General features: G+C 38.8%; 9 protein-coding genes and 2 pseudogenes. 10 read left to right on the top strand and 1 reads right to left on the bottom strand.

Annotated elements, in window-relative coordinates; all coding sequences use genetic code 11:
- Positions 1-23: 23 nt before the first annotated feature.
- The 9 genes and pseudogenes from ADI86_RS08660 to ADI86_RS12490 all read left to right on the top strand — a co-directional run bounded on the left by ADI86_RS08660 (position 24) and on the right by ADI86_RS12490 (position 10,432).
- Complete coding sequence (locus tag ADI86_RS08660) at positions 24-404, top strand: PBECR2 nuclease fold domain-containing protein (RefSeq protein ID WP_049532607.1); 381 nt, start codon at positions 24-26, stop codon at positions 402-404.
- 755 nt (positions 405-1,159) lie between these two features.
- Positions 1,160-1,831, top strand: a complete 672-nt coding sequence (locus tag ADI86_RS08655; protein ID WP_033683732.1) for a GTP pyrophosphokinase — start codon at positions 1,160-1,162, stop codon at positions 1,829-1,831.
- Positions 1,815-2,633, top strand: a complete 819-nt coding sequence (locus ADI86_RS08650; RefSeq protein ID WP_049532606.1) for an NAD kinase — start codon at positions 1,815-1,817, stop codon at positions 2,631-2,633. The genes ADI86_RS08655 and ADI86_RS08650 overlap by 17 nt, the downstream gene beginning before the upstream one ends.
- A complete protein-coding gene (locus ADI86_RS08645; RefSeq protein WP_049532605.1) occupies positions 2,630-3,526 on the top strand; it encodes an RluA family pseudouridine synthase in 897 nt (298 codons plus the stop codon). The genes ADI86_RS08650 and ADI86_RS08645 overlap by 4 nt, the downstream gene beginning before the upstream one ends.
- A 42-nt stretch (positions 3,527-3,568) precedes the next feature.
- Complete coding sequence (gene pta / locus ADI86_RS08640; protein ID WP_049532604.1) at positions 3,569-4,543, top strand: phosphate acetyltransferase; 975 nt, start codon at positions 3,569-3,571, stop codon at positions 4,541-4,543.
- 842 nt (positions 4,544-5,385) lie between these two features.
- A pseudogene (locus tag ADI86_RS12525) lies at positions 5,386-5,457 on the top strand (YSIRK-type signal peptide-containing protein); the annotation flags it as partial.
- 417 nt (positions 5,458-5,874) lie between these two features.
- Positions 5,875-9,807: pseudogene (locus ADI86_RS08635) on the top strand (SIALI-17 repeat-containing surface protein); the annotation flags it as partial.
- 12 nt (positions 9,808-9,819) lie between these two features.
- The gene (locus ADI86_RS12580; RefSeq protein ID WP_414717536.1) at positions 9,820-10,143 is read left to right on the top strand and encodes an LPXTG cell wall anchor domain-containing protein; all 324 of its coding nucleotides are present in this window, start codon (positions 9,820-9,822) and stop codon (positions 10,141-10,143) included.
- Between the two features lie 163 nt (positions 10,144-10,306).
- Entirely contained in the window at positions 10,307-10,432 is a 126-nt protein-coding gene (locus ADI86_RS12490; RefSeq protein WP_275043696.1) for a hypothetical protein, read from the top strand.
- A gap of 72 nt (positions 10,433-10,504) precedes the next feature.
- Here ADI86_RS12490 and pepT read toward each other — a convergent pair whose 3' ends face one another.
- Positions 10,505-11,725, bottom strand: coding sequence for a peptidase T (gene pepT, locus ADI86_RS08630; protein WP_049532603.1), 1,221 nt, complete (start codon positions 11,723-11,725; stop codon positions 10,505-10,507).
- Positions 11,726-11,878: 153 nt separating this feature from the next.
- Between pepT and hemH the strand changes: the two genes are divergently transcribed.
- A complete protein-coding gene (hemH, locus tag ADI86_RS08625) occupies positions 11,879-12,973 on the top strand; it encodes a ferrochelatase (RefSeq protein ID WP_049532602.1) in 1,095 nt (364 codons plus the stop codon).
- Positions 12,974-12,999 lie beyond the last annotated feature (26 nt).

Genomic DNA, 12,999 nt, shown 5'->3' with positions numbered 1-12,999 from the left:
GTTATGGAATAACGGAGGAAATTATGGACCATGAAAAAATCGGTCAGGTTACCGATGAAGTAAAAGAAATTTTTGATATTGTTCTTGACGCGAGCGACATCAAAGTTAACAAAGAAGGTTTGAGAAGTCATATGTTGAAACGCCATCATAATGATGTGATTCATCATATTGAAGACTTGGAACTCATACTAAGTAATCCAGATTTCGTTGGGGTTAATCCACGAGAGAAAGATACTAGCTTTGAATATGTAAAAAGATTTGATGATAATGTCCTTGTTGCTATCAAGTTACATAAAAGTGGTAATTTCTTTTACGTTCCGACTATGTATCGTATACAAGATTACAAGTTACAAAGTCGTATTAAGTCTGGTAGATTGAGAAAACTTGACAAAAAAAGCAGATAGTGCTAGAATAACATTAACGAAAGACATTTGAGGGCAGAAAGGTTCCTGCCGCACCTTGAAAAAGGTATCTGAGATGCTGGGTACACCGACCAGCCAAGTGTCCGTTATTTCAAAGGAGGAGCTTAAATGCTCCTTTTTTATTTAAAATTTCAAAAAATAAAATGAAAGGAAAACTTTTCTAAAATGTTTATCTACCGCAGGCTCAGGCTTGCGGTTTTTTTGTTTGTCTAGAATTGACTTGTTGGCATCAACAAATAGCCTTATAAAGCGCTTGGTTGCCAATTTTGTTGATGTCAACAAAATTAGAGTCTGTATTTTGCAAAAACACGCATTTTGAACGATTAGAAACATAAATTACAATCCTATTATTCAAAAAAAGCGTTTTCTTGAAGAATAGGGAGGCAAATGGCAGAGTATTATTGTCAAAAACGGTGTTTTGTCAATAATAAAAACAGTGAAATTACTCACTGATCCTTTTGGAAACTATTAGAATTAAATTGCAACCTTCTCAACTATACGGGCAAATATGAGTATGAAAATGAATACGATGATGAATACGATTTAAAAAAATGATAGCAATTAACGAAAATGATTTTAAAGAAAAATAAGTAAAAACTCAACTATTGAAAATCAATGACAACTATTTGTAAACGTTTTTAACTTATGGTATAATAAGCATTGTATTTATTGTATATGAATCTGGAGAAAAAATCAAAGATATTTTCGAAGAATAATATGAGAACAAGGGAGAATATATGACCTTAGAATGGGAAGAATTTCTAGATCCTTACATTCAAGCTGTTGGTGAGTTAAAGATTAAACTACGTGGTATTCGTAAGCAATATCGTAAACAAAATAAGCATTCTCCGATTGAGTTTGTGACTGGTCGAGTCAAACCAATTGAGAGCATTAAGGAAAAAATGGCTCGGCGTGGTATTACTTATGCGACCTTGGAACACGATTTGCAGGATATTGCTGGTCTACGTGTGATGGTCCAGTTTGTAGATGACGTCCAAGAAGTGGTGGCTATTCTGCGCAAGCGTCAGGATATGCGAATCATACAGGAGCGAGATTACATTACTCATCGAAAAGCATCAGGCTACCGTTCCTATCATGTGGTAGTAGAATATACGGTTGATACCATTAATGGGGCCAAGACTATCTTGGCGGAAATTCAAATTCGTACCTTGGCCATGAATTTCTGGGCAACGATAGAACATTCTCTCAACTACAAGTACCAAGGGGATTTCCCAGAGGAGATTAAGAAGCGACTGGAAATCACGGCCAAGATTGCCCATCAGTTGGATGAAGAAATGGGCAAAATTCGTGATGATATCCAAGAAGCCCAGGCACTTTTTGATCCTTTGAGTAGAAAATTAAATGACGGTGTAGGAAACAGTGACGATACAGATGAAGAATACAGGTAAACGAATTGACCTGATAGCCAATAGAAAACCGCAGAGTCAAAGGGTTTTGTATGAATTGCGAGATCGTTTGAAGAGAAATCAGTTTATACTCAATGATACCAATCCGGACATTGTCGTTTCCATTGGTGGGGATGGCATGCTCTTGTCGGCTTTCCATAAGTACGAAAATAAGCTTGACAAGGTACGCTTTATCGGTGTTCATACGGGACATTTGGGCTTCTATACGGACTATCGTGATTTTGAATTGGACAAGCTAGTGACTAATTTGCAGCTAGATACCGGAGCAAGAGTCTCTTACCCTGTTCTAAATGTGAAGGTTTTTCTTGAAAATGGGGAAGTGAAGATTTTCAGAGCACTAAATGAAGCTAGTATACGAAGGTCGGATCGAACCATGGTAGCGGATATTGTAATTAATGGTGTCCCCTTTGAACGTTTTCGAGGAGACGGACTAACAGTTTCGACACCGACTGGTAGTACAGCCTATAACAAGTCGCTTGGTGGAGCTGTCTTACACCCTACTATAGAAGCTCTTCAGTTGACGGAAATTGCCAGTCTTAACAATCGTGTCTATCGTACGCTCGGTTCATCTATTATTGTGCCTAAGAAGGATAAGATTGAACTCATTCCTACAAGAAATGATTACCATACCATTTCGATTGACAATAGCGTTTATTCTTTCCGAAATATTGAGCGTATTGAGTATCAAATCGACCATCATAAGATTCACTTTGTCGCGTCGCCGAGCCACACCAGTTTCTGGAATCGTGTTAAGGATTCTTTTATTGGCGAGGTGGACGAATGAGGTTTGAATTTATCGCAGATGAACATGTCAAGGTGAAAACCTTTTTAAAGAAGCACGAGGTTTCTAAGGGACTGCTAGCTAAAATTAAGTTTCGAGGTGGCGCTATTCTGGTCAATGACCGACCGCAAAATGCAACCTATCTATTGGATATTGGAGACCGAGTTGTTATCGATATTCCCGCTGAGGAAGGCTTTGAAAGTCTAGAAGCTATCGAGCGCCCGCTGGATATTCTCTATGAGGATGACCATTTTCTAGTCTTGAATAAACCCTATGGAGTGGCTTCTATTCCTAGTGTTAATCATTCCAACACCATTGCCAATTTTATCAAGGGTTACTATGTTAAGCAAAACTATGAAAATCAGCAGGCTCACATCGTAACTAGACTTGATAGAGATACTTCTGGTTTGATGCTCTTTGCTAAACACGGATATGCCCATGCACGATTAGACAAGCAGTTGCAGAAGAAATCCATTGAAAAACGCTACTTTGCTTTGGTTAAAGGTGATGGACACTTGGAGCAAGAGGGAGAAATTATTGCTCCGATTGCGCGTGATGAAGACTCCATTATTACCAGAAGAGTGGCTAAAGGTGGAAAGTATGCCCATACTTCTTACAAGATTGTAGCTTCTTATGGGAACATTCACTTGGTTGACATTCGCCTGCACACTGGACGAACCCACCAAATTCGAGTCCATTTTTCTCATATTGGTTTTCCTTTGTTGGGAGATGATTTGTACGGAGGTAGTCTGGACGATGGCATCCAACGTCAGGCCCTGCATTGCCATTACCTATCCTTTTATCATCCATTTTTAGAGCAAGACTTGCAGTTAGAAAGTCCCTTGCCGGATGATTTCAGTAACCTTATTACTCAGTTATCAACTAATACTCAATAAAAAATATTAGAGTATAATTTATTATTTTAAAGGAGAAAACTCATGGAAGTTTTTGAAAGTCTCAAAGCCAACCTAGTTGGTAAAAATGTCCGCATCGTTCTACCTGAAGGAAAAGAACCTCGTATTCTTCAAGCTACGAAACGCCTGGTAAAAGAAACAGAAGTGATTCCTGTTTTGCTTGGAAATCCTGAAAAAATTAAAATTTATCTTGAAATTGAAGGGATCATGGATGATTATGAAGTCATCGATCCTGACCACTATGATCAGTTTGACGAAATGGTTGTTGCACTCGTGGAACGTCGAAATGGTAAGATATCAGAAGAAGAAGCTACTAGACTCATACGTGAAGACGTTAACTACTTTGGTGTAATGCTAGTATATATGGGCTTGGTTGACGGTATGGTTTCAGGTGCACTTCACTCAACTGCTGCAACAGTTCGTCCTGCTCTTCAAATCATTAAAACTCGTCCAAATGTGACTCGTACTTCAGGTGCCTTCCTAATGACTCGTGGTTCAGAACGTTATCTTTTCGGAGACTGTGCCATCAACATTAATCCTGATGCAGATGCCTTAGCTGAAATTGCGATTAACTCAGCAATTACTGCGAAAATGTTTGGTATAGAACCAAAAGTTGCTATGTTGAGTTATTCAAGTAAAGGTTCTGGTTTTGGTGAGAACGTTGATAAGGTAGTAGCTGCTACACAACGTGCGCACGAACTACGTCCAGATCTTGAAATAGATGGGGAATTGCAATTTGACGCTGCCTTCCACCCTGAAACGGCAGCTTTAAAAGCGCCAGGAAGTAAAGTGGCTGGAGAAGCAACTGTATTCATCTTCCCAAGTATCGAAGCTGGAAATATCGGTTACAAGATTGCAGAACGTCTCGGTGGTTTCTCAGCTGTGGGACCTGTTTTACAAGGTTTGAATAAGCCAGTTAATGACCTTTCACGTGGATGTAGTGCAGAAGATGTTTACAATTTGACTCTTATCACAGCAGCTCAAGCAGTTCATCAATAAAGAGAAATTATACCAAATAATCCGTAATTCTAACTAGAAAACGGGTCTGGGACAAAAGTCTAACATTAAATATAAGAAGCGAACAAAACAAGTTATCTGACACTCAGAATTCTGTTTTGTTCGCTTTTTTATCTAATCTATAGATTTTAACAATTTATAGCAGATTGAAATAAGATATGATCAAATCAATTAGGAAAGGAAAATTAATTTCTAGAAATAGTTTAGCAGTTACAGTGTACTGTTCTAGATTCGATCTGCTATATAATAAATTGAATCTAGAACTGCACATTATCGCTTCTAAAATATTTATAGAAATTACTTTAAATTCCTTAATCAATTTGTTCAGATTCTATTTCAATATATTATATAATAAATAATTCCTAAAATCAAAATCTTTTTGTCCCAGACTCGTTTTATCATGAAAAAGTTTATTAGATTTTATACTCGTATTGGATGTTGTCATTCAGACTCTGTTTTGATTGGATTATGATTGAAACTAGTTTCAAATAATTTAGAATTTTTAACTATTTTTGAAAGTAGAATCTATTGTCTGTTGTAAAGTCTAAAACTAAAAATATTTATTATATAATAAGGTTAAGATGAAACATGAAAGGAGTAAAATGTCTTTCATGACGTATTGAAAAGCTGAACTGTACGCTATGCAAGATTGTTTAAATTAAAAATAATGGAAATTTCCATTAACATTAAATAGTTTAGTTTCTTTTGAAATTGTCTAGTCCTAGTTGCTAAAAAATTTAAGTCAAAAAAGAAAGCGCTTTACCGAATTAGAAAATGAGAGGGAAAATATGAATCAGAGACATTTTGATAGAAAATAACGATACGGAATTCGAAAATTTGCAGTAGGGGCAACTTCAGTAGTGATTGGAGCGGTTGTTTTTGGTGTTGCACCTGCTTTGGCTCAAGAGGTGCCATCAACGAATGGTGAAACAGCGGGCCAATCTTTGTCAGAATTGCCTAAGGAAGTAGAGACAGGAAACTTGGCGAATCTTGATAAAGATCTTACCTCCAAGTTGGCAACTGCATCGGATAAGGGAACAGAAGTAAACCGTGAAGAGTTGAAAGCAAATCCAGGGTCTGAAAAAACGATAGAAACAGACAGTGCAACTGAAACTCCATCCACAGAGACTAAAGGTGAGGAAGAGGTTGGAAGTATTCCTCGTGATTTTTATGCAAGAGAGTTAGAAAACGTCAATACTGTTATTGAGAAAGAGGATGTTGAAACGAATTCTTCAAATGGTCAAAGAATTGACATGAAAGAGGAACTCGACAAACTTAAAAAACTTCAAAATGCGACCATTCATATGGAGTTTAAAGGTTACTTCGACCTTCATTACCGCTTGAAAGGTACAGACCAAGAATTAGCAGCTACAACTGTGGACAATAATAAAGGTAAGGAATACGATGTTTCCTTTGTTCATAGATTCCAAGCTAAAGAAATCACTGGCTACCGTGCAGTGAATGAAAGCTTGGAAGCAACTATCCAGCAAAAAGGAGTGAATCAAGTTATTTTTGAATACGAAAAAATTGAAGATCCAAAACCAGTAACACCAGTCACTCCGGTAGTTGATCCAAAAGATGAAGAAACAGAAATTGCTGCTTACGGACCACTGCCAAGTAAGGCCCAATTGGACTACCACAAGGAAGAATTGGCGGCCTTTATCCACTATGGTATGAATACTTATACCAACTCTGAGTGGGGGAATGGTAGAGAAAATCCTCAAAACTTTAATCCAACTAATCTTGATACAGACCAGTGGATTAAGACTTTGAAGGATGCAGGATTCAAACGAACCATTATGGTTGTTAAACACCACGATGGATTTGTAATTTACCCATCTAAATACACAGACCACACGGTAGCTTCTAGTCCATGGAAAGATGGTAAGGGAGACCTTCTCGAAGAAATCTCTAAATCAGCGACTAAGTATGATATGAATATGGGGGTTTACCTATCACCATGGGATGCTAATAATCCTAAATATCATGTTTCAACTGAAAAAGAGTATAACGAATACTATCTCAATCAACTCAAGGAAATCCTTGGAAATCCTAAATACGGAAACAAAGGTAAATTCATCGAAGTATGGATGGACGGTGCGCGTGGTAGTGGAGCTCAAAAAGTAACCTACACCTTTGACGAATGGTTCAAGTACATCAAGGAAGCTGAAGGAGATATCGCTATCTTCTCAGCACAACCGACAAGCGTCCGTTGGATTGGTAATGAACGTGGTATCGCCGGAGATCCAGTTTGGCATAAGGTCAAGAAAGCTAAAATCACTGATGATGTTCGAAATGACTATCTCAACCACGGGGATCCAGATGGTGATATGTACTCAGTTGGTGAAGCAGACGTTTCTATCCGTTCAGGTTGGTTCTACCATGATAATCAACAACCAAAATCAATCAAAGATTTGATGGATATCTACTTCAAGTCTGTTGGTCGTGGAACGCCACTTCTACTCAATATTCCACCAAACAAAGAAGGTAAATTTGCAGATGCAGATGTAGCTCGCTTGAAAGAATTTCGAACAACCTTGGATCAGATGTATGCGACTGACTTTGCCAAGGGAGCAACTGTAACGGCAAGCTCTACTCGTAAGAATCATTTGTATCAAGCAGGTAACCTAACAGATGGTAAGGATGATACTAGTTGGGCATTATCAAATGATGCGAAAACAGGTGAATTTACTGTCGATCTTGGTCAAAAGAGACGCTTTGACGTGGTCGAACTCAAAGAGGATATCGCTAAAGGTCAACGTATTTCAGGATTTAAGGTTGAAGTTGAGCTTAATGGTCGCTGGGTTCCATATGGAGAGGGTTCGACTGTTGGTTATCGTCGTCTTGTCCAAGGTCAACCTGTAGAAACTCAAAAGATTCGTGTGACTATCACGAATTCACAAGCAACCCCTATTTTGACAAACTTCTCTGTTTATAAGACGCCAAGCAGTATCGAAAAGACAGATGGTTACCCTCTTGGCTTGGATTACCATTCAAATACAACTGCTGATAAATCTAATACAACTTGGTATGATGAATCTGAAGGTATTCGTGGTACATCCATGTGGACCAATAAAAAGGATGCAAGTGTAACCTACCGTTTCAACGGAACTAAGGCTTATGTAGTATCTACAGTGGATCCCAACCACGGTGAAATGTCAGTTTACGTGGATGGTCAGAAGGTTGCGGACGTACAAACCAATAATGCAGCTCGTAAACGTAGCCAGATGGTTTATGAAACAGATGACTTGGCTCCAGGTGAACATACCATCAAACTCGTCAACAAAACTGGCAAGGCGATTGCAACTGAAGGTATCTACACGCTCAACAATGCTGGTAAAGGTATGTTTGAGTTGAAAGAAACCACCTATGAAGTTCAAAAAGGTCAACCGGTTACTGTGACTATCAAACGTGTTGGTGGTAGCAAGGGAGCTGCGACAGTTCATGTCGTGACTGAGCCAGGAACAGGGGTTCATGGTAAGGTTTATAAGGATACAACAGCTGATTTGACCTTCCAAGATGGTGAAACAGAAAAGACTTTAACAATTCCAACAATTGACTTTACGGAACAAGCTGACTCTATCTTTGACTTTAAAGTAAAAATGACAAGCGCATCAGATAATGCCTTGCTTGGATTTGATTCAGAAGCAACTGTTCGAGTGATGAAAGCTGAATTGCTTCAAAAAGATCAATTCAGTCATGATGACCAGGCCAGTCAACTTGATTATAGCCCAGGTTGGCATCATGAAACCAATTCAGCAGGTAAATACCAAAACACTGAATCTTGGGCATCATTTGGTCGTTTGAATGAAGAACAGAAGAAAAATGCTAGCGTAACAGCCTACTTCTACGGAACAGGTCTTGAAATCAAAGGTTTTGTTGATCTTGGACATGGTATCTACAAGGTTACTCTAGATGGTAAAGAACTTGAGTATCAAGATGGTCAAGGAAATGCCACTGATGTCAATGGCAAGAAGTACTTCAGTGGTACAGCAGCTACACGCCAAGGCGATCAGACTATTGTTCGTTTGACTGGGCTCGAAGAAGGTTGGCACGCTGTAACCTTGCAATTGGATCCAAAACGAAATGATGCCTCTAGAAATATTGGTATTCAAGTTGATAAGTTCATCACTCGTGGAGAAGATAGCGCTCTTTATACCAAAGAAGAATTAGTTCAAGCTATGAAGAACTGGAAGGATGAGTTAGCTAAATTTGATCAAACAAGCTTAAAGAACACTCCAGAGGCGCGTCAAGCCTTCAAGTCAAACTTGGACAAATTATCAGAACAACTTTCAGCAAGTCCAGCCAGTGCTCAAGAAATTCTGAAAACAGCCACAGCCTTGCAAGCTATTCTTGATAAGGAAGAAAACTATGGTGTCGAAGAAACTCCATCTCAGCCAGAGGAGCCAAACTACGACAAGGCTATGGCAAGTCTGACAGAAGCGATTGAAAGAAAGACTAAAGAACTTGGAGACGATAAGGAAGCTAAGAAGAAATTAGTTGAGTTAGCTGAACAAGCTCTTACTGCTATCCAAGAAGCTAAGACTCAGGATGCAGTAGATAAGGCCTTGCAAGCAGCTTTGGCATCTATCAACAGTCTTCAAGCGACTCCGAAAGAGGAAGTGAAACATTCAACAGTTCCAGCTGAAGGAGATAAGGTCTTAGTTCAAACGCAACCAAGTCTTGAAGTAACTACAGAACCAATCGCCTTTAATACTGTTCGTCGTGAGAATTCCTTCCTAGCTAAAGGTAAGGAACAAGTTGTTTCAGATGGTAAAGCAGGTCAAGTAACGACTTATGTAGAAGTAGATGGAGATACACGTAAGACAGTTAAGGTTGAACGTGAAGAAGCACAAGATCGTGTCATCGAAGTTGGTACTTATGAAGGAACATCTGAGCCAGCTGCAGGCGTTAAAGAATTGAGCTTTAGTCAACCAAGTCTTGAAGTAGTAGAAGAAGTAATTAACTTCAAGAAAGTTAAACAAGAGGATTCAAATCTTCCAAAAGGTGAAACTCGAGTGACTCAGGTAGGTCGTGCAGGCAAGGAACGTATCTTGACTGAAGTAGCATCAGATGGAAGTCGTACTATAAAACTTCGCGAAGTTGTTGAAGTTGCGCAAGATGAAATTGTGTTGGTCGGAACTAAGAAAGAAGAATCAGGTAAAACAGATCCGGCAATCCATGAAGCCCCAGAGTTTACTGGTGGTGTGTCTGATTCTGAAGCAGCTATTCACAACTTACCAGAGTTTACTGGTAGTATGACTGGTTCTGAAGGAGTTACTCATGGAGTTTCAAACGTTGAGGAAGGAGTTCCTAGTGGAGAAGCTGCAAGTCATCAAGAATCAGGATTTACTAGTGATGTAACTGCCTCTGAAACAACTATGAATGACATCGTAGATAAAAATGATGAGAAGTCATATGTAGTTCCGGCTATGTTAGAAGATAAGACTTATCAAGCACCTGCAAATCGTCAAGAAGTTCTACCTAAAACAGGAAGTGAAGATGGTTCTGCTTTGGCATCTGTAGGAATTATGGGCATGTTCTTAGGAATGATTGGAATGGTCAAAAGAAAAAAAGACTAGTTAATGTAAAATGTCCCTAAATAGTTTATTCGAATTGGATGTAAGAAGGTTGTAACAATTAGTTTTAGATTGTTTTCCTTGTATCAAGTGTAATATAATCAAATAGACGAGAAAATTGGGAGATAACTAAAGGGGCAGGGAAAGAAGCCACTTCTTATACTCAATGAAAATCAAAGAGCAAACTAGGAAACTAGCCGCAGGTTGCTCAAAGGATTGCTTTGAGGTTGTAGATAGGACTGACGAAGTCAGTTACATATATCTACGGCAAGGCGACGTTGACGTGGCTTGAAGAGATTTTCGAAGAGTATAAAATACTAAAACCGAGCATTTCCGTAGTTGGATGTGCTCGGTTTTTTATCAATTATTTATAAGCTACAATACCAATGATGGTATCAACTGCACGTTCCATAGTCTGAAGGCTGACGTATTCAAAACGTCCGTGCATGTTTTCTCCACCCGCAAAGATATTCGGAGTTGGGATTCCCATAAAGGAAATCTTAGAGCCGTCTGTCCCTCCGCGGATTGGTTCAATAATAGGCGTGATGCCTAAATCTTCCATAACGGCTTTAGCAATGGTAATTGGAGTCATATCTTTTTCAATGACTTCTTTCATATTGTAGTACTGATCTGTCAGGTTTAGGGTGACACGGTCGCTACCAAGTTCTTGATTCATCTTATCAGCGATAGACTGCATAGCTGCTTTACGCGCTTCAAAGGCATCTTTTTCAAAATCACGAATGATGTAGCTTGCACGTGCCTCCTCGACACTACCTGTCACATCCATAAGATGATAGAAACCTTGGTAATCCTCTGTCAGTTCAGGACGGTCAGTTTCAGGGAGTTGATTATGGAAATCAATTGCTAATTGCAGAGCATTTACCATCTGTCCCTTTGCAGTACCAGGGTGGACATTGCGTCCTTGGAAATGCAATTCAGCCCCAGCTGCTGAGAAGGTCTCGTACTGAAGCTCACCTAATGGACCACCATCAACTGTGTAGGCAAAGTCCACATCAAAATCATCTGCATCAAATTGATTAGCACCAACACCGATTTCCTCATCTGGACCAAAACCAACACGAATCTCACAGTGTTTGATTTCAGGATGGGTAGTCAGATATTCAATAGCTGTCATAATCTCAGCAATTCCTGACTTGTCATCGGCACCTAGCAAGGTTGTTCCGTCGGTTGTGATGAGCGTTTGTCCTGGATATTTTTCAAGACTCTTGAAGTCAGCTGGATCGAGTTTGAAACCAGAATTTCCAAGTTCAATCACACCACCATCGTAGTTTTCAATTACCTGTGGATTGACTCCTTCGGCATTAAAATCAGCAGTATCCATATGGGAGATGAAGCCAATTTTTCGTGTTAACGATGGATCATTTGCTGGTAAGGTCCCAATTGCAAAACCATTTGGTAGATAATAAACATTTTGTAATCCAACACGTTTCATTTCAGGAATAAGGACATTTGTAGCAAAATCTACCTGACTCTGCGTACTTGGAGTAGTAGTAGAGTGTTCATCAGAGCGCGTGTTGACCTTAACGTAGGTTAGGAAGCGATCCAAGAGATTGGGATAAGTCATAAAAAACTCCTTTTGAATTCATTTTTTCCATTGTATCATAGAAAAGAGAGAAAAACAAAAGACAGAAGTTAGGGAAATTCGCTATGTTGGCGTTTACTTATTAATGGATAAATGATAAAATAAACTTGATAAAAATATCACAAGGAAGCGATTATGAAAAAAGCAATTTTAATGATGACATTCGGTTCGCCAGAAGAGATTACATTTGAAGGTGTAGCTGATTTTTTCACAAATATTCGTCGTGGAGTGAGACCTCAAGACCACGAGATTCAAACACTCTATGATAATTATGTACTTATTGGAGGTACGCCTCTGCAAAGAATTACCCGTGAAGAGGTTGCCTTAGTAGAAGCTAAACTGGGGAATGAGTATAGTGTTTATTTTGCTAATAAGTTTTCTAGACCTTTTATCCCAGATGTGATTGGTCAAATGGAAGCAGACGGCATTGAACAGTGTATTTGCCTGATTTTGGAGCCCCATTATTCTTTTTACTCTGTCATGGGTTATGAGAAATTTTTAGAAAGCAAGCAAATTCAATTTTTGGTCATTAAGGACTGGTATCAGGAAGAAGCGCTCTTAAACTATTGGGCAGATGAAATTGGTAAAATTTTAAAAGAAGAAGTAAAGCAGGATAGCTTTAAAGTCATCTTTTCAGCCCATAGTGTACCCATTTTTGCCTTGGATTTTGGTGACCCCTATATCGACCAAATTTTTGAAAATAGCAAGCTAGTCGCTGAAAAACTAGGCTTGAGTTCAGAACAATATACCAATACCTGGCAGAGTGAGAGTGATATCGGTATTCCATGGATTAAACCAGATGTTTTGGAGTATCTCAGAGAACAGACAGAACATCCAGACCATTATATTTTTGTACCTATCAGCTTCATTAGCGAGCATATTGAAGTCTTGTTTGATAATGATGTGGAATGTTATGACTTGTGTCAGGAATTGGGTGTGACCTACCATCGACCACCAATGCCAAATACGGATTCTCGTTTGATTGATGCCTTGGTTAATACAGTCAGAACTAATGAACATCAAGAGTTTAAGGAATTTCTCCCAGAAGAAGAAACCTTTGATGAGTTAGTTCCTTCAGATGAGACTAAAAACATTTTGGCTGAATCTGAAGATTTACAAATGCCAGAATTTGTGAAAAAATTGATTGAGAAAAAAGGTCGTGAAAATGTTAAGATGCCTTATTTGATCAAGAAAATGCTTGAGAAAGCAGGCAAGTTACCGAAAGAGTAAAGAAAAAAGGATTTAGCTTTGTGCTA

It is taken from the genome of Streptococcus pseudopneumoniae (assembly GCF_001074975.1).
In the GTDB taxonomy this organism is placed as follows: domain Bacteria; phylum Bacillota; class Bacilli; order Lactobacillales; family Streptococcaceae; genus Streptococcus; species Streptococcus pseudopneumoniae_D.
The sequence above is the reverse complement of the archived record's forward strand: the minus strand, read 5'-3'. Positions and strand labels throughout refer to the sequence as shown.